This window comes from Nocardia sp. NPDC058114, assembly GCF_042884695.1.
Classification (GTDB): Bacteria; Actinomycetota; Actinomycetes; order Mycobacteriales; family Mycobacteriaceae; genus Nocardia.
Window position 1 is genome coordinate 223134 of sequence record NZ_JBHVTK010000002.1, and the last position, 24513, is coordinate 247646.

Sequence of the window (24513 nt, forward strand, 5' to 3'; positions counted from 1 at the left end):
TCATGAGGCGCTGAATCCTGGTCCATAATCGCTCGCGTCAGACCGAAAACACCAGGTGAGGAGTAGCGGAATGGCCTATGTGCTCGGGTTCGACGAGATCGATCGAACAATGGTCGCGATCGTCGGCGGTAAGGGTGCCAACCTCGGCGAATTGTCGCGGATCGACGGTGTCGAGGTGCCGGACGGGTTCTGCGTGACGACCGATGCCTTCGCTCGGACGGTGGCGGGGGAGCCGACGCTCGATGCTCGGCTCGACGAGGTGTCGCGCCTCGAGCCAGGTGATCGGGCCGCGATCTCCCGGCTGAGCGCGCAGTTGCGGCGCATGATCGAGGAGCTGGTCGTGCCGGACGCGGTCGTGGAGGCGATCCTCGCAGCGCATGCTCGGCTCGGAGCAGAGGACGCCTGTGCCGTGCGATCCAGTGCGACGGCCGAGGATCTGCCGGGCGCCTCGTTCGCCGGCCAGCAGGACACCTTCCTGAATGTCGTGGGAGCGGCGGCGATCGTCGAGCATGTCCGCCGGTGCTGGGGTTCGCTGTTCACCGAGCGAGCGGTCACCTATCGACTGCGAAACGGCTTCGACCAGAAGAAGGTCCAGATGGGCGTGGTCGTGCAGCGGATGGTGTTCGCGCGCGCCGCCGGCATCCTGATGACGGCCGACCCCCTCACGTCCGACCGGACCGTCGTGTCCATCGACGCCGGTTTCGGTCTCGGCGAAGCGCTCGTGTCGGGTCTGGTCGATGCCGACGTCTACCGGGTTCGCGACGACCACATCACCGACAAGGCGATCGCCACCAAGAAGATTCGCGTGGAGCCGGTCCCGACCGGCGGCACCCAGGTGCGCGAGATCGCGGGCGAACACCGAAACGAGCAGGTCCTCTCCGATGCGCAGGTGCTGGGGCTCGCGCGGCTCGGCCGCCGCATCGAGGCGCATTTCGGCAGTCCTCAGGACATCGAATGGTGTGCGGACGGAGATGATTTCCGCATCGTGCAGAGTAGGCCGATCACCAGCCTGTTCCCGATCCCCGACGCCGACGACGGGGAGAACCACGTCTATGTGTCGGTGGGCCATCAGCAGATGATGACCGACGCGATGAAGCCGTTGGGGCTCTCGGTGTGGCAGCTCACGAGCAACGCTCCGATGCGCGACGCGGGCGGCCGGTTGTTCGTCGACGTCACCGCGATGGTGTCCGTGCCCGCGAAAGGCGCCGGCTTGGCGGCGGGACTCGGCAAGTCCGACCCGCTGATGGGGGACGCGCTGCGCACGGTGCTCGAGCGCGGTGACTTCGTTCGTGAAGTGCCAGAAAAGGATTCCGGCGCACCAGCGACGCCGTTCGGTACCGCCCCCGCGCCGATCGACACCGATCCCGACATCGTCACCGAGCTCATCACGCGGAGCGAGGCATCGCTGGCGGCCATGAAGCGCGACATCGAGGACCTGTCCGGACCGCCGCTGCTCGAGTTCATCCGGACCGATATCCAGCAGGAGCTGCGGCGGGTCCTGTTCGCTCCCCAGGGTTTGCAGGTGATCATGGCCGCGATGGAGGCCACGGAGTGGCTCAACGATCGGTTGCGGGAATGGCTGGGCGACAAGAACGCCGCCGACGCACTCACCCAGTCGGTCCCCGGCAACGTGACATCGGAGATGGGTCTGGCGTTGCTGGACGTCGCCGATGCGATCCGCCCGCATCCGGCGGTGGTGGCGTACCTGGAGCGGATCGAGGGCGACGATTTCCTGGACGGTCTGGCCGATCACCTGGGCGGTGATGACGCACGAGCCGCGATCGAGGGGTTCCTCGGCAAGTACGGCATGCGCTGCACCGGCGAAATCGACATCACCCGGCCGCGCTGGAGCGAGAATCCCGCCACGCTGGTGCCGACGATCCTCGGCAATATCAAGAACTTCGGGCCGGGTGAGGGCAGACGTCGCTTCGAGGACGGCCTGCGCGAGGCCGAACAATCGGAACGACAGATTCTGCGACGCCTGCGCGCTCTCCCCGAAGGGGAGCACAAGGCCGCCGAGACCGCGCGAATGATCGAGCGTGTGCGCACCTTCTCCGGATATCGGGAGTACCCGAAATACGGCATGGTGAGCCGCTACTTCGTCTACAAGCAGGCGCTGCTGCGCGAAGCCGAACGGCTGGTGCAGGCCGGTGTACTGGACGAGTCCGGCGACATCTTCTTCCTGAGATTCGACGAGCTGCAGGAGGTCGTTCGCACCCATCGGGCCGAGCGGGCCCTCGTCGGTGAACGACAGGACGCGTTCCGTTCGTATCGGTCGCTCACCGCGCCGCGAGTGCTCACCTCCGACGGTGAGGCGCTCGCCGGGGCGTATCGGCGCGAGGACCTGCCCGCCGGGGCACTGCCCGGCTTGGCGGTCTCGGGCGGGACGATCGAAGGTCGCGCCCGCGTCATCGCCGACATCGCGCAGGCCGACCTGGAATCCGGTGACATCCTGGTCACCGCCTACACCGATCCGAGCTGGACCCCGTTGTTCGTCGGGATCGCGGGACTGGTGACCGAAGTGGGCGGCCTGATGACCCACGGCGCGGTGATCGCCCGCGAATACGGCCTCCCCGCCGTCGTCGGCGTGGAACACGCCACCGAGCTGATCCGCGACGGGCAGCGCGTCCGCGTGAACGGCACCGACGGATATCTCGAGATCCTCTCGGAGCCGTAACCAGGACGGCAGCGATGCCCGCGCCGTCGCGGCGTCGCTGGTCGGTGTCGACGGATCAGTCTCGCGGCGGTCGTCGTACTGTCGGTCGGGTCGCTTCGATGCGGGCGGCGAGGTCGACCAGGTCGCCCGCGGGGCCGGATGGTGGGGTGCTGCGGTGCCAGATGGCGCGAAACTTTCGGGTCAGCACCAGCGAATCGGCCAGGTCGACCTCGTGCAAGGTGCCCGCACGGAGTTCGTGGGCGACGATCAGGCGGCTGACCACCGCGGGGGCGAGTCCGCTCCGGGTGGTCGCGAGAATGGCTGCGGCGGAACCGAGTTCGGCCGCGGGCCGCGCGGGGGTGCCGTGGATCTGTAGCGCCGCCCAGACGGTGTCCCGTGTCCCGGATCCCTTCTCGCGCCACACCAGCGGCGTATCGGCGAGTTCGCGCGGGCGCACCGGGCGTGCGCGGGTGGCCCATGGATGGGTCGGTGCCACGACCACGACCAGCTCGTCGGCCACGAGCACCCGGCTTCCCAGCCCCGCGGGTGCCTGCGGCCCCTCGACGAATCCGAGCACCACCTCGCGATCGCGCACCGCCGTGGTCACCTGCTGTGAGTTCGCGACGTCGAGTTCGACGGCGAGCTCGGGCCGGAGCTTGCGCAACGCCGCCAGCCACTGCGGAATACGGTGGTCGGCAATGGTTTTCGAGGCGATGACATGCAGTTGTGGTGACAGTTCGCGGTGCAGGTCAGCGACACCGTCCATCAGAGCCAGCCCCGCGGCCAGTACCGGCCGACCCAGCTCGACCACGGCCGCACCGGCATCGGTCAAGGCCGAACCGGTGGGTCCGCGATCGATCAGCCGCAGCCGCAGCCGCCGTTCCAACGCGCTGATGCGCATGCCGACCGCGGGCTGGCTGATGCCGTGTCTGCGCGCCGCGGCACCGAGGCTGCCCAGCTCAGCCACCGATACCAGGAGATCGAGCACCTCCAGATCAGGCGTTCCGGGCGGCAAGCTCATAAGGAAACCTTACGAGGTGGTGGATATCGGGGGCTACCCGCCCGCAGGCGCGCGCACCAGGATCAGCACTACCGCAATGTGCGGGCCAGTACAGCTGAGGAGTACAACATGACGTTCGTGGTCGGCGCCGCCTGCGTGGACATCCTGGATCGGGCCTGCATCGAGGAGTGCCCGATCGACTGCATCTTCATCGGTGATCGGATGGCCTACATCCACCCCGACGAGTGCATCGACTGCGGCGCGTGCGAACCGGCCTGCCCGGTCGAGGCGATCTATTACGAAGACGATCTGCCACCCGGTCAAGAACAGTTCGTCACCGAGAACGTCCGCTTCTTCCACGAACCGCTACCCGGACGGGCGGAGCCACTCGGTCAGCCGGGCGGCGCGACCTCGGTCGGTGTACTCGGCGTCGACACGGTCTATGTGCGGGAGTTCCCGGCATAGTTCCGGCGGATCGTCGATCGGAAGGGCAACGAGTTCGGTGAATCGAGGGGGTAAATCCCGCAGGTCGGCGTAGTTGTACGCCAGAATATCGCCATGCGGACATTCGCCAAGGTGTTGCACGCCGTCACTGTCGGGGTTCTGATCGTCGCCGCTGGTCACGGCGTTGCGGCTGCCGCACCCTCCGGGAGTGCTGACGGTCTGCTGCCGTGGCCGGCTGCCGGGCCCGACGGTGTCCAGGCCTCGGGCGCGGCGTTGGCGGAGGGCCTCACCGGGACGGTGGTGTGGTCGCGGGAGGCGAACACCCCGGTCCCGATCGCCAGTATCGCGAAGGTGATGACGGCGGTGGTCGTGATCGTCAGCGGTGACCTCGAACGGCCGGTGACGGTGCCGCAGGAAGCGGGCGCCTACTGTGCCAGGGAAAACGGCAGCACCGCGGGACTGGTTCCCGGCGAGGTGCTCACCGCGCGCCAGCTACTCTACGCGCTACTGCTGCCGTCGGGCTGCGACGCCGCCTACACCGTCGCCGAGTCGTTCGGTCCCGGTCAGGGCGGTTTCCTGGCCAGGATGAACGACACCGCGCGGGTGATGGGTTTGGCCGGAACACATTTCAGTGACCCGGCCGGTATGCCGTATCCCACCGATCACTCCACCTATTCCACGCCGGCGGACCTCGTGGCACTGGGTGTGCGGGCGATGAACCTGCCGCTGTTCCGCGAGATCGTCGGTGCGCGGGACTTCCACGTTCCCGCGGGACCGGCCAACCGCGAGCACCACTGGGAAACGACGAACCGCATGCTCGACGAATATCCCGGCACCATCGGCATCAAGACCGGCAACACCGACGCCGCCGGACACTGCCTGATGTTCGAGACGGTGCGCGCAGGCATCCCGCTGATCGGTGTCGTCCTGCACAGCTCCGACCACAGCAGCGCCGCCGCGCGGCAGGACGCCGAGCGCATGCTGAACTGGGCCTACGACCCGATTCTGCGCGTGCTGCAACCAGTCGGGGGCTGACGACCGGCGCGATCCCGGCACAACGCTTAGCATTCGGGATGTGCGCGGTGGCAGATGGTTTCGGGTCCTCGTTTGCCTGGTCGTACTGGGCACCAGCGGGTGCGTGGGCGCGGTGGACCGGGCGGATTTCGAGGATCAGCTGCGAGCGCGCGGCGGCGGATTGGTGAGTTCGTTGCCGCAGGAGGCCATCACGGCGCTGAGCCGGCGAACCGGTGCCACCGACCTCGAAGCGAACGTCATCATCCTCACCCCACCGAACTCGACCCGGTTCCGCCTCACCTTGAACGACCAACCCGCCCAGATAACCCGGTATCTGGCCGGCGACGAGGTACTGGCCGCTCGGGAACCCACTGTGCGCCTGCGCGTTCGGCCACCTGATCGATCCCGGCAGCTCGACGACTACTCCTTCGCGCTCGGCGCCCTCAGCGCGCCACGTCCGGTTCGGGTCTCCGCCGCCGACGACCTCGATGGCGAGGATTTCGCCGTCAGCGAGGTACCCGGTCTGTCGCGTATCGAAGACATCGTCGACACCGCCCTCGCCCGAAGCGCGCTGCCCGACGGGCAGGTGACCGTCATCGTGGTGAGCCGTTTCGGCCGCGAGATCCGCATCGTCGCCAATGTCTTGTCGCCGCGCTCGGAGATGGTCGCCGAATTCGACCGGACCGGCACCTTCCTTCGAGTGCGGCAGGTATAGCGAATGCGACGAGTCCTGATTTCCGCGGTGTCGCTTGCCTGCGCCGCCGCCTTTCTCACCATTCTCCTCGCTGTTGCCATCTGGCCGGGCGAAGCGAAACTCACCGCACCCCTGTTCTGCTCACCGCCGGCCACCGAGCCGGTCGTCGTCTCGGACACCTTCCACGACTCCGAAGGAACGTCGACCAATTTCACCCTGTATTGCGTCAGCGACCGCGGGATTCTCACCGACGAGGGCTTCGCCCTCCCCGTGCTGGCGCTCTTCGTCACCCATCTGCTGATCCTGATCGCCCTGTTCGTCCTCGCCGCCCTGATCGGCCGTATCGGACAGCGGGCCGAGCGATCCGATGGGCAGGTCGAACGGTGGCAAGACAGCTGACGCCCGAAGGCCGCCGTCAGCTTCCAGGTCGACCTGGAGATCCACCGAGAAGTGGTCGATCGGTAGGGGATTCCCCGACTCGGTCATCGTCAGATTCTCCGAACCGAGCCCGACTCGGTGCAGGAAGACCACGGTGACGGTGGCGGCGGCTCGTGCCTGGTCGGTCGGCCACATCCGGGTGGCGCTGCCGTCGCCGCAGTCGACGAAGCCGAGCCGGTCCAGGTGTGGGCGGGTGGCCTCGGTGGTGAAGGCGCGCAGGCGGATCTCGGTCGGCGACAGCTCGAGTTGGGCGTAGCGATCCGGTGTCTTGTCGCGGTCGAAGAAGTGCAGGACGAGCGGCTCGGGGCCGGGGTGGAGCGCTCGCATGGCGAGGTGCAGGCTGCCCAGCAGGTCGGTCAGCAGGCCACGCAGGTGACCGAGGGTGTAGACGCTCCAGATCTCGTTGCCGCGCCCGGCCGAACCGGCCGACCAGGTGAAGCTGACCTCGTAATCGTCGGCGCTCGTGTCCGAGACATCGTGCTCATCGTTGGGGACCCGGTCGGCTTCGTCGATGAGATGCGGGTAGTGGTACTGGGTTTTCCAATTCCGCCACCTGCGCTGGGCATCCGCATCGAGGGCTTCGATTCGCAAGGACACCGTGCCGTGGTCGGAGAGCTCGAGGGTGCGCAGGGCGTCGCCGTCGACCCAGCCGACGCCGAGAGCCGACAGGCCGCAAAACCAGGTCGGTGCACCCCACGTCGTCACCGTCAGGTCCAGGTAGTGACGGAACTGTTCGGGCTCGATGGTCGTCACGGTGAGGGACAGGTGTGCGCGCTGCTCGCCGTCGGCACAGCGCTCGTCGACGATGCGGCCACCGGACGGTGTTCCCGGGATGACCACCACGCCGTCACCCTGGAGCAGCCACCCCGCGGTACCGCACACCTGCTCGACGTCGAGCCGGCTGAAGGTGCGGAAGTCGCTCGCGAACAGCTGTGTCAGCAAGTCGGCGAACCAGGCATCGGGCACGGTGTCCATACCCGAGCACGCTAGCGCTGAGCACCGACACGAAGCCGTTTCGACGAATCACCGAAACCGTTGCCCCGCTTGGCTATCGGGACCGACCATAAGCGAGCCTCAGTCGATCGCGGGGACCTGCTCGGCGGGGATCGGGGCAGACGGCGGGGTGCCGTCGCCGAAGGGGCGCCCACCCAGTTCCGCACGGTGGTGCGGGGTCAGCCAGTTCGAGAGGTCCGGCCCCGCGGGGACGATCCCGGTGGGATTGATATCGCGGTGCACGACGTAGTAGTGCTCCTTGATCTGCCCGAAGTCGATGGTGTCGCCGAAGCCGGGAGTCTGGAACAGGTCGCGGGCGTAGGCCCAGAGCACCGGCATCTCACTGAGTTTGGTGCGGTTGCACTTGAAATGGCCGTGATAGACGGGGTCGAAACGGGCAAGCGTGGTGAACAGCCGCACGTCGGCCTCGGTGATGGTGTCACCGACCAGGTAGCGCTGAGTGCTCAGCCGCTCGGTGATCCGGTCGAGGGCGGCGAAGAGCCGGACGTAGGCGGCGTCGTAGGCGTCCTGATCGCCGGCGAACCCGCAACGGTAGACGCCGTTGTTGATGTCGCGGAACACGTCTCGGTTGACCTCGTCGATCTGCTCGCGCAGCGGTTCGGGGTACAGCTGCGGTGCGCCGGGCCGGTGGTAGGCGGCCCATTCGGTCGAGAAGTCGAGGGTCATCTGCGCGTAGTCGTTGGTGACGACCTGCCCCGTGACGATGTCGACCATCGCGGGCACGGTGATGCCGCGCGGATAGTCCGGAAACCGGGCCAGATAGGCATCGCGCAGACGGTGGATGCCGAGCACCGGATCGACCTCGCCCGGATCCAGATCGAAAGTCCAGCTGAGCTTGTCGTGGGTGGGCCCGCACAGCCCGAGCGACAGCACCGGCTCGAGCCCGAGCAGCCTGCGCACGATCAGCGTGCGATTGGCCCACGGACACGCCCTGGCCGCGACGAGCCGGTACCGCCCCGGTTCGACGGGATAGCCCTCACGTCCGTCGGCGGTGATCCGCGTGGTGATGTAGTTGGTATCGCGGCGGAACTCGCCCGCCTCGACGTAGGTGCCCGCATCGGCATCGCTCACCGCCCCAGTCTCGCACACCCCGCGCGCCGGACAGCTCGACGCCGTGCACCGCTGGTCGCCGACGCACCGATCGTGGCCGGCCCGGAGCTACCGGCCTAGCATCGCGGGGGCAGCTCGACACCCTCAGGGAGGAACCCGCCGATGAGCCTTCGTCAGTTCGAGTACGCCTTGGCGGTGGCCGAAGAGGGGTCGGTGACGGCGGCGGCAGAGGTGTTGCACGTTGCTCAACCGTCGGTGTCGCAGCAGATTCGCGGCCTCGAGCGGGAACTCGGCGTGAAGCTGTTCGCTCGTACGCCGACGGGCCTGGTACCCACCGTGGTCGGTCGCGCCTTCCTGCGCGAAGCGGAGGTCGCGGTGAGCGCGGCGCGGCGGGCACGGGCAACGGCGCGGGCGGGCGCCGACGAGCTGGTGGGTGAGCTGGTAGTCGCGGCGCAGATGGGCTTCGGCACTCGTCAACTGCCGCGTGCGCTGGGTGCGCTGCGCCGCCGGTTCCCCCGGGTGGAGGTCACCGTCTTCGAGGAGCCCAGTTCCGCCGAACTGGAACGCCTGGGGCGCCAGGGCGTCCTCGACCTGGCCCTGATGGCGGCGTGCGAGCAGTCTCCCGACGACGCGCACCACCTCGGCGACGAGGAGTTCGTCGTCGTGCTCGGCGCCGGGCACCCCCAACTCGCCACGGAGCGGGTCGAACTGCGTGCGCTGGCGGGGGAGCCGTGGGTCCGGTTCGACCGGGACAGCGCGCTCGACGCGGTGCTCCTGGACGTGCTGGGCAGCAACGAGCTGACCCCGACAACGGCCGCCCGCGTGTCCCAGACGTCGACGGCGGTGCGGTGGGCCGCCCAAGGGCTGGGGGTGACTCTCGTCCCGGCCTCGGCCGTGCCGCACGGTCACGAGCACCTTGTTCGTCCGGTGAATCCGGTCGTTTCCCAGCCCGTCATCGCTGTCGTCCGGACCGATCCGGGCCCGGCGGAGTCAGCGCTGCTCGAATTCCTTCGCCGCCAGACCTGGACCGAGGCCGCGTCATTCCCGCCGGTGCGCTGACCGGCTTCAGCCCCGGGGGAATTCGCCTCCGTCGACGAACAGATTGGTTCCGGTGAGCCAGCTCGCCCGGTCGGAGACGAGGAACAGCACCGCGTCGGCGATGTCGCCGGGGCGACCGTCGCGCCCCAGCGGCGTCGTGCTGGTCGCGGTGACGGTGTCGCTCAGTGTCGCGTCCATCCGTGCCCACAACTCCCGGGTCTCTTCACCGCCGGGGGTGGCGGTTTTGCCCGGCGACACGGTGTTGACCCGGATTCCGGCGGAGGCCAGGTCCAAGGCGAGTCCCCGGCTGTAGGTCTGCAGTGCGGCCTTCGCGGCCACGTAGTGCAGGAACTGCGGTGCCGCGGTGGGAACCGCGGCCGAGGAGACGTGCACGATCGCGCCCGACCGCCGTTCCCGCATCCCTGGCACCAGCAGCGAGTCCAGCCGCACCGAGGCGAGCAAGTTCAAGTCGAGCGCGTCCTGCCATTCCGCGTCGGGGATCGCCGAAGCGCTCGCGTGTGGGCGCGCGCCACCGGCGTTGTGTACGAGGATGTCCACCCCGCCGAGCACGTCGTGCGCGGCGGCGGCGAGCGCCTGTGCCCCAGCCTGCGTGCGCACGTCGGCGGTCACGAAGGTGGCCCCGTCCGGGATGGTGTTCGCCGCCGATCTGGCGGTGGTGAGAACCTCGGCGCCCGCGTCCAGCAGCTGGCGCACGACGGCCGCCCCGATTCCGCGGGAACCGCCCGTGACCAGAGCTCGTTTTCCGGCGAGTTCTCGCGTGTGCGAAACATTCTCGATCGTGGTCATGCCAGCGGTCCTTTCGATTGCGTATTCGCCCGACGGGCAGGGAATCGACATGTGCGGCGCGCGAAACCTCGATGAAATCGCGGTGCGTTCCTCGTCGAGCTGTTTCACGGTATGCCCGGAAAACAGTGCGCGGCAAAGACGAAATGTCAGCAGGTGGCATAGGGAATTCCTATGCCGGCCCGGCTCTTCCGCCGGTGCGCGTCCCGCGGATGTCGTCGGCCGGTGGCCGTCTGGCGTCTGGCTGAACCCGCCAGTACCCTGTGCCCGTGAGACCGATGGGCAATGCGCCGGGCGGGACGGCGCGACCGCGTGTCGCTCTGACCGCAGTCGCTGTAGTGGTATTTGTGACCTTTCTCGACACCACCGTCGTCAGCGTGGCGCTGGGGGATATTCGCCATGATCTGAGCGCGGACGTGACCGCGCTGCAGTGGGTGGTCAACGCCTACACCGTCGTGTTCGCCGGGCTGATGCTCGCCGGTGGGTCGCTCGGGGACCGCTGGGGTCGCAAGCGGGTGATGATCGTCGGCCTGGTGATCTTCTGTGCCGGGTCGGTGGTATCGGCACTCGCGAGCAGTGTCGCGGTGCTCGTCGCCGGTCGCGCGATCATGGGACTCGGTGCGGCGGCGTCGGAGCCGGGCACACTGTCGGTGCTTCGGCACGTCTTCCCGGACGACCGCACGCGCGCGAAGGCGATCGGGGTGTGGGCGGCGGTGTCAGGTCTGGCGTTGGCCGCGGGACCGGTGCTGGGCGGCGTGCTGGTCCATGCGTACGGGTGGCGCTCGATCTTCTGGTTCAACCTGGTGATCGCGGCGGTGGCGCTCGTCGTCGCACTGTGGTCGGTCCCGGAGAGCGCCGACCCGAGCCCCGAGCCGATCGACTGGGCAGGCGCTCTGCTCGGCGCGACAGCTTTCGGGTCGGTGATCTATGCCGCGATCTCCGGTCAGGATCGCGGCTACACCTCGCCGTCGGTGCTCGCGTTCTTCGTGCTCGGCGGGCTCGCGTTCGCCGGGTTCATCGCCGTCGAAACACGGGCGCGCGCACCTATGCTCAACTTGCACTACCTGCGCTTTCCGGCAGTGCGTAGTGCACTGATCGTCGCCTTCGCCGTCTACTTCGGCATCTTCTCGATCTTCTTCTTCACCGCGCTGTATCTGCAAGTGATGCAGTCGTACTCGGGTGCGCGTACGGCCACGGTGTTCGCGCCGATGGCCGCCATGATCGTGATCGGCTCGCTGGTCGCGGGGTTCTGGGTGGCGCGGCGAGGTGCGCGCACACCGATGATTCTCGGCTGTGTGGTCGGCGCGGGCGGGATCTTGCTGACCCGCCATATGCTGTCCGGTGAGATCCACGATCCTTCGCTGTCGGCCGCGATGGCGGTGGCGGGCTTCGGCTTCGGGATCGCGGTGGTGCCGTTGACGTCCGCGGTGATGTCGGGAGTTCCGGCGGAACACTCGGGAATGGCTGCCGCGGTGACCAATACGATGCGCCAGGTCGGTTCGGCGTTCGGTGTGGCCGTGCTCGGTGCGCTGGTGAGCGGGTTCCTGTCCTCGGACCTGAAGGCGCGCATGAACGAGCTGGGTCTGCCGACCTCGCTCCAGCCCGACGCCATTCAAGCCGTGGAACTCGGGAAAATCCCCGAGGGCGTCGATATCGGCCCGTATCTGAAATACCTGTCGAAGGTTTCCGAGGTGCTCAATGCCGGCAAGGCGGCATTCCATCACGGACTCGACGTGGCTCTGCTCGTTTCGGCGGTGATGATCCTCGCCGCGGCGGCATTCACCGCGGTCGACGCGGCTCGGCACCGTGCGGATGTCACCTAGCGAATTGCGGTTCGGGTTCGCAGGATTCCGGCCGACGCGCACCGCGCCGGCCGGAATCGGTGTCAGGCGCTGACCGAAGCGGTCACTTCACGAGTCAGTCGCGACGACCACGGACACCAGAAGCAGCCAGGCAGGAATGCCCCACACGCTTCGTCGAGGTGATCCTCGGTGTAGACAATGCTGGAGTCGCACACCTCGATGGCCATGGTGAAGAACGTGATGGTGTCGGGATCGAGGTGGAAACTCCACCCGGGGTTGTAGCTCTGCGCGGTCTTGCGGATCCGGCCCATGACATGAATGGACATCGTCTCGTCGCCGGACAGGATCCGGCGCGCCTCCGCGATCCGTTGTTCGTTGTTCAGCTGGAAAATGAATTCTTTTCCGCTGTAGTCGGTGAATGCAAAGAGCGCCATGACATTTCCCCTTGGTCGATGTGTTCGGCTAGCGGGAGTCGAGCGTGTTGCGAGGTCGAGTGTATCGGCGGAGTCGCGGCAACATGAGCGCATTGCGATTGAAAACTGTTGGGAAACAACAGGTTTAGGGAATCGGTCGGTTTCTGTCTGTGAAACGGGGCAATAGGGGAGCGCCTATCGGCGCGTCCCTGAGGCGAGCTCGTCTCGACGGGGTGATCGCCGCCCCGCCTCCGTCTTCGCCGTGGTGATCAACTCGCGCACCGCGATGGCACCCCGGGCGACCGCACCCGCGACCCGCCCGTCCGCGCCGATCAGTACCGCCGACGGCGTTCCCCGGACCCGATAGCGGAGAGCGGTCTCATTGCCCTGTTGCACCAGGACCGGGATATCACCCACCTCCTGCGCGCGCCCCCAGGCGGCATGTTCGGCAAGATCGCCGTTGCCGACCAGCACGACTGTCAACGTATCCCGCACGCGCGACTGCCAGCGCGGCAACTCGCGGGCCAGCGCCGCGCACATTTCGCACCCCGGATGGACGAACACGAGCAGGACTGCCTTTCCCGGCGCGAGCAACGACGCCAGATCGATCCGCCCGCCCTCGGCGGCCAGTAGCTCGAACTCCGGTGCCACCGCGCCGACCGGCAGACCTTCGGCCCCGAGGGTCGACAGGGCCTGTTCGTCGACCCGGCGACGAAGGGCGCGCAACTCCCCGAGCGTCCAGGTCAGCACGACCGCCAGCGCTACGATCAGCGCGAGCCCCACGCAGGCCTCGACGGGTAATCCGGCAGGGACCTGCGGATACCGGATCGCGCCGACCGTGACCAGTGCCGCCAGCGCCAGCAGTAGCCCGTTACGCACCAGCGTCGCGTGCCCGATGGGCGCCGAACTCGCCGCGCCGAAACAGGAGCAGCTCGGGCGCTCGCCGCGCAGCAGCAATCGCACGATCGCCGCGGTGAACCCGGCGAGCAGCAGTGCGGACACCGCGGCCGCGATCCCCGCCGTCCGCGGGAACAGCAATCCCGCGGCCACCGAACCCTCGGCTACCGGTAACCCGATCGCCACCGTGGGGGCCCATCTGATGTCTGTCCCGAAATCGACCACCGCCTTCCGTGTCGCGGGCCCGTCCGCCAACTTCCCCCATGTCGACAGCCCGAAAGCCCCGGCCAGTACCAATCGCGAACCCCACACTCCGTATTCGATCAGCATTCCGGCACCATCCCACAGCCGAAGCGGTCTGAAAGATGATTCGCGGGAACAGCTTTCACCACGCGAGTGCTTCGGTTACCACGGCGATTCGCGTGGTTTTCGCCGTGACGGGGTGCCGGGTCGGGGCGGGTGTTCGTACCGACCAGTAACCGTGTTACTCTCTGTCGGCGCTGGTGTGACAGGCATCATGATCTGCTGTTCCGGCGACTTGGATCACTGCGGCGACGACGCCGGCCGGTGATGACGACTGAGAGGTTCTCGATGAAGCGACAGGATCTTCGACGGATGTGGCCGCATGCCGGGCGCGTCGTCGCGGTCATGGTCTTGGCCGGCGCGATGGCGGCGACGGGTGTGGTGACCCAGGCGGGGCGGGTCTCGGCCGAGCCCGTCAGCGCGTTCTACACACCGCCGGACCGGATTCCGCAGGAACCGGGCGCGATCATCAAGACTGCGCCGATGACCTTGTTCGTGACCCCGCCCACCGAGCAGGGATGGCCGGGCAAGGCACAGCACGTGATGTACACGTCGCGATTGCAGGACGGTTCCCCGGTAGCGGTGAGCGGGACCTACCTCGAGCCGACCGGTCCGTGGCAGGGTCCGGGACCGCGTCCGACGGTGGTCATCGGCCCCGGCACGTCGGGTCAGGCGGACCGTTGCGCGATGTCGGTGGCGTTCTCGACCGGGATGGCGGTGTCCACCCAGCCGTTGGGGATCTCGGCGAACCAGGAGCTACCGTCGTCGGTGGTGTGGAGCGGCCTGGGCGCGCGGGTGCTGGTGACCGACTATGTCGGCCTCGGCACACCCGGCATCCACACCTACGCCAACCGGTTCGAGAGCGGGCACGCGATTCTCGATGGTGTGCGCGCGGCCAACAATCTCGGCGGTGTCGGACCGGAGACGCCGGTCGTGCTCTGGGGCTATTCCCAGGGCGGTGGCGCCACCGCGGCCGCCGCGGAGATGCAGCCGAGCTACGCACCGGAACTGAATCTCAAAGGCACCTGGGCAGGGGGACCGGTCGCCGACCTCACCGCGATCCTGGAGAAGATCGACGGTGCGCTGATCGGCGGAGCGATCGGGTTCGCCGTCAACGGCATGCTCGCGCGCTATCCCGAGCTGCAGCGTGCGGTGGACCGGGTCACCAGCCCGGCCGGGCGCGCGATGCTCGAGACACTGAGCGACTCCTGCATCGCCGATGTGATCACGTACCACCCCTTCCTCAAAACCGAGTCGCTGACCAACGACGGCCGACCGCTGTCCGCCCATCTCGCCGAATTGCCCGAAGCCACGCCGGTATTGGCGGAGCTGCGCATCGGTAACTCCACTCCGGCCACACCGGTCCTGATCACCAGTGGCCGCAACGACGACACCGTCCCGTACGGACAGGCCCGACGACTCGCCGAAGACTGGTGCGGCAAGGGCGCCACGGTCACCTTCCGCACGAACGAGCTCCCGCCGATCCTGCCCGGAACCACCATCCCGAATCACTTCGGGCCGGAGATCATCGACGGCTTCGGGCCCGACAACGCGTTCACCTATCTACTCGATCGTCTTGCGGACAAGCCGGTCTCCGGCTGCAGCATCGACTGAACAAGGATCTGTGTGTGAAAGCCATTTCGCGCCGCTCGATGCTGGTTGCCGCGGCAACGGCGAGTGGGCTACTTCTCGGTGCCCGCCCCACGGGCACGCCGACTCCGATCGCGTTGCGGTCCAACAATGTTCCGCTGACCTACGAGGACCATCGGGTGGTGGTGATCGGGTCGGGGTTCGGTGGCGGCGTCAGCGCGCTGCGGTTGGCGCAAGCAGGTGTCACGGTGACGGTTCTGGAGCGAGGTCAGCGGTGGCCCAGCGGTCCGAACGCCGAAACCTTCCCGCGCGCGTCCGCCCCGGACAAGCGATTGCTGTGGTACCGATCGAGCCCGAACCTGTTCGGGCGACCGCTCGTGTTCGACCCGTACGCCGGGTTGGTGGAGGCGGTGCCCGGGGTGAACATGACCGCGCTGTGCGCCGCCGGTGTCGGTGGCGGATCGCTGGTCTACCAGGGCATGTCGCTGCAGCCCGCCGAGGCGGTGTTCAACGCGCATTTTCCCGAAGAGCTGGACTGGGCGACGATGGATCGGGTGCACTATCCGCGAGTGGCACGGATGCTCGGGCTGGCCGAAGCTCCCGACGAGCTGATCGCCGCCGACAACTACCGGGCCGCAAGGGTCTTCGCGGATCGAGTACGCGGGGCCGGGATGCCGCTGTCGAAGATCCCGATGCCCATCGACTGGAACTTCGCGCTGGCCGAGCTGCGCGGGGAGATGAAACCCTCCTACACCAACGGTGACGGTGCGATGGGGGTCAACAACGGCGGCAAGCACTCTGTCGACGTCACCTACATCGCCGCCGCCGAAGCCACCGGCCGGTGCCAGGTGCAGACCCTGCACGAGGTGACCGATCTCGAACGCGCCCGCGACGGTCGCTGGACCGTGCACGTGCAGCGTCTCGACACCGCGGGTGCCGTGGTCGAGAACAAGGTACTCACCGCGGGATCGGTGATCCTGGCGGCGGGCAGTCTCAACACCACCCGGTTGCTCGTGCGAGCCGGTGCCAAGGGCCTGATTCCCGACCTGCCCGACGGGCTCGGCCAGAACTGGGGCACCAACGCCGATCGCATCTATGTCTGGTCGGAACCCGCCGCGAACTTCGGTGCGGCACAAGGTGGTCCGGTGGTCTACGGCAGTAAGAACTGGGACGATCCGCAGGCTGCGCACACCGTGATCCAGGCCTCCATCCCGCCGATGTCGGTGGATCCGGGCAGTACGATGCTCGTCGGCTACGGCGTCAGTGACAGTCGCGGATCGTTCACCTACGACGCCGCCCGCGACGACGCGATTCTGCACTGGCCCCACGACGGCGACCGGACCATCCAGAACAACCACATCGACCCCGCCGTGCGCCGCATCGCGGGTTCGACCGGGATGTTGCTGGACACCAACTCGCTGTTTCCCTCGACCTGGCATCCGCTGGGTGGGGCGAGCATGGGCTCGGTGTGCGACCTGGACGGCCGCGTCCATGACCAGCCGGGGCTCTACGTGCTCGACGGTGCGCTGTTGCCGGGTAACGCCGCCGCGTGCAATCCGTCGATGACGATCGCGGCGGTCGCGGAGCGGGCCTTGGACAACCTCGTCGCCGCGGATGTGGGAACGCGCATCTGAGATCGAATCGCCTCGGTGGCGCGACGAGACGATGGACTACTGTGACGTGGTGGCTAGAAAGGGCGAAGGTGATCCCGCGCGCAAGATCACCGAAACCACCCTGTCGTTGCTCGAATCGGAGGGGTATGACGCGGTTCAGCTGCGCCGGGTGGCCCGCGTCGCCCAGGTGTCGCTGACCACGGTCTACAAGCTGTACCCCACCCGCGACGAACTCGTGCTCGCCGCGGTCGCGCAGTGGATGGCCACGAACACCTACACCGAACTCGACCCGCCGCGAGCCGACGAATCGCTCGCCGATGTGTTGAAGCGGGTGACCCGCTACGTGTTCGAGCCGTGGGAGCGTCACCCACGGATGCTCGCCGCCTACTACCACGCACGCTCCGGTCCGGGTGGGCAGCGACTCGACGCGCAGGGTTTCGCCGCGGTGTTGCCCGCGGTGAGCACGATGTTCGCCAGCCTCGACGAGGACTACGCGGCCGATCTCGCCCTCGTGCTGACCAACATGGTCTATGCGCTGCTGGGACGTTTCGCGCACGGTGATCTGGCGATCACCGAGATCCTGCCCGCACTCGAACGCGCCATCGGCCGGCTGACTCAGAACAACGCTCCGTTCGCCGCGGCCGCCGAGCGGACCGCCGGTGCGGGGGCGACTCCGTTCGAGTGGGTGCCCGGTTTCAGCTCGCCCTACTCCCCGGGCACCGAGGCCGACGAGCCGTAACCGGTGTGAAACGTTTTCACGCCGCACCGGAGCAGTTCAAGCTTTGGCAATCGCGACACGGGACTCTGAGGGTTCGGCACCGACGCCGATGCCCAGTAGGAGGAGTCCGAGCGAATGGATCGCCTGAACCACGAGTTCAGTCGGCGCAGCGTGCTGTGCGCTGCGGGGGCGGCGATCGCGCTGACCGCGGTGGCACAGCCGACACAGGCGGGCACGATCACGCGGAAGTGCTCGGTCGACAGCGGTCCGGGAGAGCGCGCCGACCTGGCCGAACAGGCGATCGTGCAGCGGCATGTGCACTCGCTGCTCGGTTTGCCCGACTATCGGCTGGGAGTGCTCGCGTGGCCTGCGGACCTGACCGAAAGGTCCTTGCTCGGGCGATGGTGTTACTGGTGGCAAGCACACCTGCTCGACTGCGCGATCGATGCCGCGCACCGAACCAGCACTCCCGACCGCGTTGATCGGGTCGTCGCCCTCGCACGCGGTATCCGCGCCCGCAACATCACCGGTTGGACCAACCGCTACTACGACGACATGGGGTGGTTGGCAATCGCCCTCGAGCGTGCCGAGCGACTGCTCGACGTCCGTTTCGGCGACGCGATCGGGAATCTGCGGGGCGCCCTGCTCGAAGGATGGAACCCGGATGTGGGTGCGGTGCCATGGCGCAACGGCGACGACTTCTACAACACGCCCGCGATCGGCCCGACCGGCATCGCGCTGGCGCGCCTCGGTGAACTCGACCGCGCCGGCCAACTGGCCGATTTCCTGCACACGCGATTGCGTGACACCGCCAGCGGCCTGATCCACGATGGGGTCCACGAGCCCGGTGGGCAGGTGGACCGCACCGTGCACACCTACTGCCAGGGTGTGACCATCGGGCTGGAGGCCGAATTGGCGCTGCGCACAGGCGAATCGGTTCATCGTCATCGTGCTGCCGCCGTGATCGCCGCGGTCGAGCAGCGGCTCACCGCCAGGGGGGTGATCGTCGCCGCCGCCGGAAACGATTCCGGGCTCTTCATGGGAATCCTCGCGCGTTTTCTCGCCGAAGCCGCACTGTCGCTGAACAACACGACCGCGGCGAATATCGTGCACGCCTCCGCCCGGGCGGCTTGGGAAAACCGTGCCGAGGTGAACGGGTTGCCGCTGTTCGGCGCGGACTGGACCCGCCCGGTCGCGGTGCCCGAGCATCCGGGGACCTTTCTCCAGCTCGCGGACGCGTCCGCCGCATCGTCGGCGAACCTGAGCCGGGACCTCTCGGTGCAGCTGAGCGCATGGATGCTGCTCGAAGCGGACTACCGGCTCACCGCTGCGGGCCACTGACCGGCCTCATTCACCCGGCGAGAAGGGGCAACTGCTGGAACGGTATTCGCGCACCGCCGGCGCCGAGCCGGCCGTCGGGCTCAATGTCACGGACGCTCTGCTCGAAGCGGGTCTGCCGCCCCTGCCCGCCGATCGTGTGGCAGCCGCCCTGTGCGCCGAGATCCGGCGGCTGCTCGACGAGGCGTGAAGCGGCTCAGGGCATTTCGACGGTTTCGGCCCTGGCGATCTCGTTGATCGCGCGCTGAACGGCGTCACCCGGGGGTGTCCGGGCGAGATCGGCGAGGTACTCGATCAGGAGTACCGCCGCGGGTTGGGGGTTCGTCCACTCCCGGTCGGTTTCGGCCGACTCGTCGATCCCGAGCGCCCCGGCGAGTGCGCTGAAGACCGCGGCGGCGTCGAGTCGGGGCAGCCACGTCGCCGATCGGCGTACCACCGATTCCAGCACGGCGCGCACATCGTCGCCGGTGAGACCGTCCGGATGCGCGATCTCGAGCAGGTCGCGAACTATCCCCGCCAGCACCGAGGTGACCTGGTCGGCGGGGAGTTCGGACAGATCCGCGGTGGTCGCGCTGAATCGGGGTTCGTCGGCTGCCCTCGCCGCGCTGACGGCGGCCTCGACGGCGGTCGCGATCGCGCGGGCTGACGAAGGCCAGTCGGACGGCCACATGGGTAGTTCTCCTCGCGGGTCGGTACACGTGCCTCGCCTACCTGCGTATGCGGGCTGTTGTCAGCGTAGTCAGTGCGGGGCCGCGGGCCGCACGCGTGTCAGCAGGTCCGACCACTCCACCGGCCGGGTCCGACCCCGTGACCGTGTGGGACCCGAGGCCGATGAGCTCGTTGCCTGGCTGATCGATTGCGGGGAGGTGACCCGATCGCGCCCGCGCGTGATCGGGTAGCGCGCTACTCACGCGCGCCGGCAGGCCGGCGGGCCACGCTTTCCAGCAGAGGCGACGGATCCCGCCGTTGTCGACTCCGACACAGGAAGCACGACCGCCATGATCATCGACGACACCCTTCGATCGGCCGTCGACACCGACGACACCGGCGAATTCCATTCCGGCCCGGAGGCGGGCTCCGCGCTGATCGGCAGTGTCGCGCACGGGGTACGCGAACTGCGCTACGCCGCGGTCGACGACCTCGCGATCTTCGAGGGCGACATCGTGCTCGGCACCGTCGAGGAGATCGATGCCCGCCGTCGACAGGAAGGCGTGGTGGTCTCCGGTGCGGTGTTCCGCTGGCCGAATGCCGTGGTCCCCTTCGAGGTCGACCCGGCCCTGCCCGCACCGCAGCGGGTCTTCGACGCGGTCGCACACTGGAACGCACGCACCAGGATCCGGTTCGTCCCGCGCACCGGCGCCGACGGCGACTTCGTACGGTTCGTGCCCAGCACGTCGAGCCGGTCGCCGGTCGGGCGGCGGGGCGGACGGCAGACGATCGAACTCGCCGCTTCCGCGCCCGTGGGCACCGTGGTCCACGAGATGGGGCACGCGCTCGGACTCTGGCACGAGCAGAGCAGAGAGGACCGGGGCAACTTCATCGCGGTGCGGCTCGACCGGGTCGACCCGGCGCACCGGCACAACTTCGATCAGCACATCACCGACGGCGACGACGTCGGCGGCTACGACTTCGGCTCGATCATGCACTACCCCGCGACGGCGTTCAGCACCACTGGGCAGGCGACGATCCTCGCGCGTGTGCCCGTGCCGCCCGGCGTGACGATGGGCCAGCGCTCCGCGTTGTCGGCCGGCGATGTGAACGCCGCCCACACGATCTATCCGTGACATCGCGCAGGTGCCCGCGCGGTGAAGTCGAGTGGTCCACTACTCGTGATCGGCACCGCGCACGCGCCCACGCTGAATACCCCAGCACACATTCTCCGGGCGAGGTGACCCATGGATACCGAGAGCGAAGCTCGTACCACCGCGTGGCACGAACAGATGGATGCCGCATCGCAGCGATTCGACGACACCGAGGCGCAACGCGATGAGGTGACGCGCCTGCGGGCGGTGACCGAGTCCGATGTCGTCGACACCAAGGAACAGATTCTCGCCCGCGCCGACCGGCTGCTCGTCACCGGCGAAGTCCCCGCGCAGGCGGTGATCGAACTCGGCAGGCAGGACCCGGTCGACAGCATCCGCTCGCTCGAGCGGGTCATCGGCTTCGCCAACGAGTTGCAGGCCGCGAACTTCCTGACCCGCGGTGCTCGCGCCGCCGCGGCGGTGGCGCGTATCTCGTTGGCCGACAACGGCCGTGAGGTGCCGATGGGTACCGGTTCGATGGTGTCGCCGCAACTGCTGCTCACCAACAATCATGTGCTGCCGACGCGGGGGGCGGCCGAGTCGGTGGTGATCGAATTCCGGGCCGAGGTCGACATCGACAACGTCCCGAACCCCACCGTGCGCTATCGCCTGGCGCCCGACGACTTCTTCGTGACCGACAAACACCTCGACTACACCGTTGTGCGTGTGGCGCCGGGGCCCGACGGTGTGGCGCCCGGCGCCACATTCGGCTGGAATCCGCTGATCGCCAAGCCCGGCAAGATCGTGATCGGTGAGGCGATGAACGTCGTCGGGCACCCCTCGGGCCGGCTCAAGGAGATCTCGATCCGGCACAACCGCCTCGACCTGCAACTCGACGACTTCCTGCACTACGCCTCCGACACCGAACCGGGGAATTCGGGCTCGCCGGTCTTCAACGATCAGTGGGAGATCGTGGCGCTGCATCACGCCGGAGTCCCGAAGAAGGACGACAAAGGCCGGGTGCTGCGCAAGGACGGCAAACTGTGGCAGTCCGGGGACGGCGACGACGCGATCGACTGGATCGCCAACGAGGGCGTTCGGGTGAGCGTGCTGTTGCACGATCTCGGATCGCGGCAGTTCGATCCGGCCCAGCGCGCCCTGCTCGACGAACTCGGGCTCGCGGCGGTCGCACCGAGCGAGGCGGTTGCCGGACTGCCGGTGCCGCCACGGGGGTCGGCCGCCGAAAGCCTGGTGCGCGGCCTGCGTGGTCGGTCGAGCGCGTTCGGTGGTCGACGCAGCGTGCTGTTCCTGCACGGACGCGGACAACAGGGCCGTGACCCGGTCGAATTGCGCCGCAACTGGACAGCGGGTTTGAACAAGGGACTCACCCTCGCCGGCCTGAGCCCCATCGACCCCGCCGATGTGTACTTCCCCTTCTACGGTGACCAGCTCGTGGAGAGCATGGACACCCGCGAGGCCGTCGACTCCGGTCCGGCACTCTACGAGAGCCTGGTCGCCGAGGCCGCGCGCCGGGCCGGGATGCCGGACGCCGGTGACCTGCCCACCGACCCGCAAGCGCGCGAACTCTTCGGCGGGTTCGGTGCGGTGGTGCTGGGGCGGTTGCGCGACCAGCTCAGCTGGATCGCCGCCCGCAGCGGCCTCGATTCCGCGCTCATCGGCGCCATCTTCAAAGACGTCGCCGCCTATCTCGACGACGAGCGGGTCCGCAAGAGTGTGCTGGACACGGTGCTCATCGATGCGCCCACCGAGGGCGACCTGATCCTGGTCAGCCACAGTCTCGGCACGGTGGTCGCGATGGATCTGCTCACCCAGCTGCCCCGCGAACTGAACGTGCGACTGCTGGTGACGGCGGGCAGCCCGCTCGGGATGGACGGGGTGTACCGCAAGCTGCTGACGGGCGGGCCGAGCAGGCCCGAGCGGGTCGGTGAATGGCTCAACACCTGGTACGCCGGCGATCCGATCGCCATCGGCTGCCCACTGCGTCAGGCCTGGGGGCCGGATCTGCGCGACCTCCCGGTCGAGAACCCCAAGGAGCGGGCGCACGACATCGCCGAATACCTCGCCCACGCCGCGGTGGCGGCCACGATCGGACACACGCTGTCCGCCTGAGCCACACCATGATTCGCACGACAATCACTCGACACAGGCAGGTGGGCCCGCACCCTCGGCGCTACGGCGTGAACGGGCGCTGATCGAGAAGATCGGCGCCCGCGTTGATCGTGAACAGATAAGGAATATCCGCTCACTGCCGTTCCTCCGAGAAATCGGCCCTTCTCGATCCTCCTTCGGCCGTGTCGAACTCGATTGCGTGGCGGACTACTCGAATGTGCGACACAACCGTCGCCGCATCCGCGCGTATTCGGGTAGTGGATTACGCATTCGCGCCCGCGCGCCCACGCGCGACGATAGCTCCAGAGAGTTTTTCCGCCGAGAAAGGGCGCCGAAATGTTGGAGACGGATACGGAAGACGCGGTCGTGGCAGCGAGCGCGGATACCGAAGAAGAGGTGTTCGAGTCGGCGAAAACCGGCTACGGCGCCGAAGAAGCCGACGTTCGGGCGATCGACCAGACCAACATCACATCGATCTTCTGGGCACAGAAGATCCTGCGCACCCATGGAACAGGTGCCTGGGTATTCGGATTCCCGAACGCCGACGTGCGGGCAGATAGTCAGGTCTCGGTGAGTCTGACCGAGATCGACACCAACAACATCCCGTTCCTCGGACCTGCCACCACCCAGGTCCTGAATGTGGTTCCGCACGCCGACGGCACGATGACAGTGCGATATCACGTGGGGTGGAACCGCAATATCAGGGTGCTGTTCAACTTCATCATCGCCAATTGAGCCGCCGCGATGGCAGTGTCACGGGTCCGCCGGAATCCGGGCTCCGATCGACAGCGTGGTCGATCCAGGCCATCCGGCACCGTGGCAGTCGCAGGGCAGGTCCGCGTCGCCGACGACGTCGATCAGGACCGGTCATCGACCCCCTGCCGAGCGTTACCCGAGCCGGTGCGCCGCCGCCAGTGCGGTGAGCACCTGCTCGGTTTTGGTATCACCTGACGCGATCGTCAGGCCGAGCGTACGCAGGGCGGCTTCGAGTTCGCGCCGGGCGTCGAGCGCGCGCAGGTGCAGATCAACGGGCGAATCGGCTTGTTGCGGTGTGACTTTCAGCGACAGCTCGACCAGATCGAGTCCTGTGGTGCTCCACCGTTCGACATCGGCGCGCAATGTCCCCACCGGTACCCCCGTCCACCGTGCCGAAGCGACCGGTCCCATCGCGCGCAGGTGGTCGACCGCGACGCCGGGCGGCGTGCAGCTGACCAGGAACTGGCGCTGAGCCGAGTGGAGCGCGCCGGTGACATCGACACCCCGGGCCACGGCCGCGCGCAGCGAACCGGCAGGCCGGGAGCTGATCGCCGAGGCCGACAGCATCCGCCGATCGGCCGACCAGTCGCTTTCGATGCGGTACCGCACACCCGGCTCGGTGAAGGGCGACCCCCAGCGGCCCGCCAGCTGGGAGGGCACGCACGGTCGCAGTTTGACGGTGAGATCGTCTTCCTCCGCGCCGCTGCGCAACCGGATGACGATGCGGCTCGACAGCAGCGTGGGCGCCCCCGCGGTACCCGGGTGCAGCGGCTCGGCGAACCAGATGTCGCGGTAGACCGCGGCGGTGTCGGGACATCGGAGTCGGCGCAGTGCGCCCGCGACATCCCCGTCGAGGTTCACTTTGATCTCGATCGGCGTGATCACCGGGCCCCCTTTCTGTCGCTGTGACGGGTATTGCCCGCGGTGCGCGGGCCCCCTGGAAGCCAGATTCGCCCATCGACGGGCCGCGGCGCGCGCGTAGTGCGCTACCCGATCAGGTCGTGCGTCCGGGTCGAGCGAGGACCATCGACGACAGCTGCGCCGGATCGGCGCCCCGGT

At 67.9% G+C, this 24513-nt stretch carries 21 protein-coding genes; 13 read left to right on the top strand and 8 right to left on the bottom strand.

Annotated elements, in window-relative coordinates; all coding sequences use genetic code 11:
• Positions 1-70 precede the first annotated feature (70 nt).
• Positions 71-2677, top strand: coding sequence for a rifamycin-inactivating phosphotransferase (gene rph, locus ACFVVI_RS09580; protein WP_387444844.1), 2607 nt, complete (start codon positions 71-73; stop codon positions 2675-2677).
• Between the two features lie 55 nt (positions 2678-2732).
• Here the strand turns inward: rph and ACFVVI_RS09585 are convergent, their stop codons facing one another.
• The gene (locus ACFVVI_RS09585; protein WP_387444846.1) at positions 2733-3677 is read right to left on the bottom strand and encodes a LysR family transcriptional regulator; all 945 of its coding nucleotides are present in this window, start codon (positions 3675-3677) and stop codon (positions 2733-2735) included.
• Positions 3678-3785: 108 nt separating this feature from the next.
• On the opposite strand from ACFVVI_RS09585, the gene fdxA reads away from it, so the two are divergent.
• The 3 genes from fdxA (at position 3786) to ACFVVI_RS09600 (ending at position 5829) form a co-directional block, all read left to right on the top strand.
• Positions 3786-4121 carry a ferredoxin gene (fdxA, locus tag ACFVVI_RS09590; RefSeq protein WP_387444849.1) on the top strand — a complete coding sequence of 112 codons (336 nt, stop codon included), beginning with the start codon at positions 3786-3788 and terminating at the stop codon, positions 4119-4121.
• Positions 4122-4214: 93 nt separating this feature from the next.
• The gene (locus ACFVVI_RS09595) at positions 4215-5135 is read left to right on the top strand and encodes a D-alanyl-D-alanine carboxypeptidase family protein (RefSeq protein WP_378652961.1); all 921 of its coding nucleotides are present in this window, start codon (positions 4215-4217) and stop codon (positions 5133-5135) included.
• Between the two features lie 40 nt (positions 5136-5175).
• Positions 5176-5829: a hypothetical protein gene (locus ACFVVI_RS09600; protein WP_387444852.1), complete on the top strand. Its 654-nt coding sequence runs from the start codon at positions 5176-5178 to the stop codon at positions 5827-5829.
• 120 nt (positions 5830-5949) lie between these two features.
• On the opposite strand, the gene ACFVVI_RS09605 is transcribed toward ACFVVI_RS09600, so the two are convergent.
• Both ACFVVI_RS09605 and ACFVVI_RS09610 read right to left on the bottom strand, forming a co-directional pair.
• On the bottom strand, positions 5950-7221 hold the full coding sequence (locus ACFVVI_RS09605; RefSeq protein ID WP_387444854.1) for a hypothetical protein: 1272 nt from the start codon (positions 7219-7221) through the stop codon (positions 5950-5952).
• A 99-nt stretch (positions 7222-7320) separates the two neighbouring features.
• Positions 7321-8331, bottom strand: a complete 1011-nt coding sequence (locus ACFVVI_RS09610; protein ID WP_387444856.1) for a glutathione S-transferase family protein — start codon at positions 8329-8331, stop codon at positions 7321-7323.
• Between the two features lie 141 nt (positions 8332-8472).
• On the opposite strand from ACFVVI_RS09610, the gene ACFVVI_RS09615 reads away from it, so the two are divergent.
• Complete coding sequence (locus ACFVVI_RS09615) at positions 8473-9369, top strand: LysR family transcriptional regulator (RefSeq protein ID WP_387444859.1); 897 nt, start codon at positions 8473-8475, stop codon at positions 9367-9369.
• Positions 9370-9375: 6 nt separating this feature from the next.
• Here ACFVVI_RS09615 and ACFVVI_RS09620 read toward each other — a convergent pair whose 3' ends face one another.
• Positions 9376-10155 carry an oxidoreductase gene (locus ACFVVI_RS09620; RefSeq protein ID WP_387444862.1) on the bottom strand — a complete coding sequence of 260 codons (780 nt, stop codon included), beginning with the start codon at positions 10153-10155 and terminating at the stop codon, positions 9376-9378.
• Positions 10156-10499: 344 nt separating this feature from the next.
• On the opposite strand from ACFVVI_RS09620, the gene ACFVVI_RS09625 reads away from it, so the two are divergent.
• Positions 10500-11975 (top strand): MFS transporter, encoded by a 1476-nt coding sequence (locus ACFVVI_RS09625; RefSeq protein ID WP_378990084.1) that lies wholly within the window; start codon positions 10500-10502, stop codon positions 11973-11975.
• A gap of 62 nt (positions 11976-12037) precedes the next feature.
• On the opposite strand, the gene ACFVVI_RS09630 is transcribed toward ACFVVI_RS09625, so the two are convergent.
• Positions 12038-12388, bottom strand: coding sequence for a calmodulin (locus ACFVVI_RS09630; protein ID WP_378990083.1), 351 nt, complete (start codon positions 12386-12388; stop codon positions 12038-12040).
• 174 nt (positions 12389-12562) lie between these two features.
• Positions 12563-13594, bottom strand: a complete 1032-nt coding sequence (locus tag ACFVVI_RS09635) for a peroxiredoxin family protein (RefSeq protein WP_387444864.1) — start codon at positions 13592-13594, stop codon at positions 12563-12565.
• A gap of 261 nt (positions 13595-13855) precedes the next feature.
• Here ACFVVI_RS09635 and ACFVVI_RS09640 point away from each other — a divergent pair, with 261 nt between their 5' ends.
• The 4 genes from ACFVVI_RS09640 to ACFVVI_RS09655 all read left to right on the top strand — a co-directional run bounded on the left by ACFVVI_RS09640 (position 13856) and on the right by ACFVVI_RS09655 (position 18829).
• Positions 13856-15181 (top strand): lipase family protein, encoded by a 1326-nt coding sequence (locus ACFVVI_RS09640; RefSeq protein WP_378990079.1) that lies wholly within the window; start codon positions 13856-13858, stop codon positions 15179-15181.
• Positions 15182-15195: 14 nt separating this feature from the next.
• Positions 15196-16791: a GMC oxidoreductase gene (locus ACFVVI_RS09645; protein ID WP_387444867.1), complete on the top strand. Its 1596-nt coding sequence runs from the start codon at positions 15196-15198 to the stop codon at positions 16789-16791.
• Between the two features lie 49 nt (positions 16792-16840).
• A complete protein-coding gene (locus ACFVVI_RS09650) occupies positions 16841-17509 on the top strand; it encodes a TetR family transcriptional regulator (protein ID WP_379312141.1) in 669 nt (222 codons plus the stop codon).
• Positions 17510-17623: 114 nt separating this feature from the next.
• Positions 17624-18829 (top strand): glycoside hydrolase family 76 protein, encoded by a 1206-nt coding sequence (locus ACFVVI_RS09655; protein WP_387444869.1) that lies wholly within the window; start codon positions 17624-17626, stop codon positions 18827-18829.
• A gap of 193 nt (positions 18830-19022) precedes the next feature.
• Here ACFVVI_RS09655 and ACFVVI_RS09660 read toward each other — a convergent pair whose 3' ends face one another.
• Positions 19023-19496, bottom strand: coding sequence for a hypothetical protein (locus ACFVVI_RS09660; protein ID WP_387444872.1), 474 nt, complete (start codon positions 19494-19496; stop codon positions 19023-19025).
• Between the two features lie 328 nt (positions 19497-19824).
• On the opposite strand from ACFVVI_RS09660, the gene legP reads away from it, so the two are divergent.
• The 3 genes from legP (at position 19825) to ACFVVI_RS09675 (ending at position 23433) form a co-directional block, all read left to right on the top strand.
• A complete protein-coding gene (gene legP / locus ACFVVI_RS09665; RefSeq protein WP_387444874.1) occupies positions 19825-20610 on the top strand; it encodes a Dot/Icm T4SS effector Zinc-dependent metalloprotease LegP in 786 nt (261 codons plus the stop codon).
• A gap of 111 nt (positions 20611-20721) precedes the next feature.
• Positions 20722-22698 (top strand): trypsin-like serine peptidase, encoded by a 1977-nt coding sequence (locus tag ACFVVI_RS09670; RefSeq protein WP_387444877.1) that lies wholly within the window; start codon positions 20722-20724, stop codon positions 22696-22698.
• Positions 22699-23034: 336 nt separating this feature from the next.
• Positions 23035-23433: a hypothetical protein gene (locus ACFVVI_RS09675; protein WP_378990071.1), complete on the top strand. Its 399-nt coding sequence runs from the start codon at positions 23035-23037 to the stop codon at positions 23431-23433.
• 153 nt (positions 23434-23586) lie between these two features.
• On the opposite strand, the gene ACFVVI_RS09680 is transcribed toward ACFVVI_RS09675, so the two are convergent.
• On the bottom strand, positions 23587-24339 hold the full coding sequence (locus ACFVVI_RS09680; protein ID WP_387444880.1) for a hypothetical protein: 753 nt from the start codon (positions 24337-24339) through the stop codon (positions 23587-23589).
• Positions 24340-24513 lie beyond the last annotated feature (174 nt).

What these genes read in the sequence shown, in the direction of transcription:
- ACFVVI_RS09640 (WP_378990079.1), top strand. Translation starts at nt 13,856, where the DNA reads ATGAAGCGACAGGATCTTCGACGGATGTGGCCGCATGCCGGGCGCGTC.
- legP (WP_387444874.1), top strand. Translation starts at nt 19,825, where the DNA reads ATGATCATCGACGACACCCTTCGATCGGCCGTCGACACCGACGACACC.
- ACFVVI_RS09670 (WP_387444877.1), top strand. Translation starts at nt 20,722, where the DNA reads ATGGATACCGAGAGCGAAGCTCGTACCACCGCGTGGCACGAACAGATG.
- ACFVVI_RS09655 (WP_387444869.1), top strand. Translation starts at nt 17,624, where the DNA reads ATGGATCGCCTGAACCACGAGTTCAGTCGGCGCAGCGTGCTGTGCGCT.
- ACFVVI_RS09675 (WP_378990071.1), top strand. Translation starts at nt 23,035, where the DNA reads ATGTTGGAGACGGATACGGAAGACGCGGTCGTGGCAGCGAGCGCGGAT.
- ACFVVI_RS09615 (WP_387444859.1), top strand. Translation starts at nt 8,473, where the DNA reads ATGAGCCTTCGTCAGTTCGAGTACGCCTTGGCGGTGGCCGAAGAGGGG.
- ACFVVI_RS09605 (WP_387444854.1), bottom strand. Translation starts at nt 7,221, where the DNA reads ATGGACACCGTGCCCGATGCCTGGTTCGCCGACTTGCTGACACAGCTG.
- ACFVVI_RS09630 (WP_378990083.1), bottom strand. Translation starts at nt 12,388, where the DNA reads ATGGCGCTCTTTGCATTCACCGACTACAGCGGAAAAGAATTCATTTTC.
- ACFVVI_RS09595 (WP_378652961.1), top strand. Translation starts at nt 4,215, where the DNA reads ATGCGGACATTCGCCAAGGTGTTGCACGCCGTCACTGTCGGGGTTCTG.
- rph (WP_387444844.1), top strand. Translation starts at nt 71, where the DNA reads ATGGCCTATGTGCTCGGGTTCGACGAGATCGATCGAACAATGGTCGCG.
- fdxA (WP_387444849.1), top strand. Translation starts at nt 3,786, where the DNA reads ATGACGTTCGTGGTCGGCGCCGCCTGCGTGGACATCCTGGATCGGGCC.
- ACFVVI_RS09635 (WP_387444864.1), bottom strand. Translation starts at nt 13,594, where the DNA reads ATGCTGATCGAATACGGAGTGTGGGGTTCGCGATTGGTACTGGCCGGG.
- ACFVVI_RS09620 (WP_387444862.1), bottom strand. Translation starts at nt 10,155, where the DNA reads ATGACCACGATCGAGAATGTTTCGCACACGCGAGAACTCGCCGGAAAA.
- ACFVVI_RS09660 (WP_387444872.1), bottom strand. Translation starts at nt 19,496, where the DNA reads ATGTGGCCGTCCGACTGGCCTTCGTCAGCCCGCGCGATCGCGACCGCC.
- ACFVVI_RS09585 (WP_387444846.1), bottom strand. Translation starts at nt 3,677, where the DNA reads ATGAGCTTGCCGCCCGGAACGCCTGATCTGGAGGTGCTCGATCTCCTG.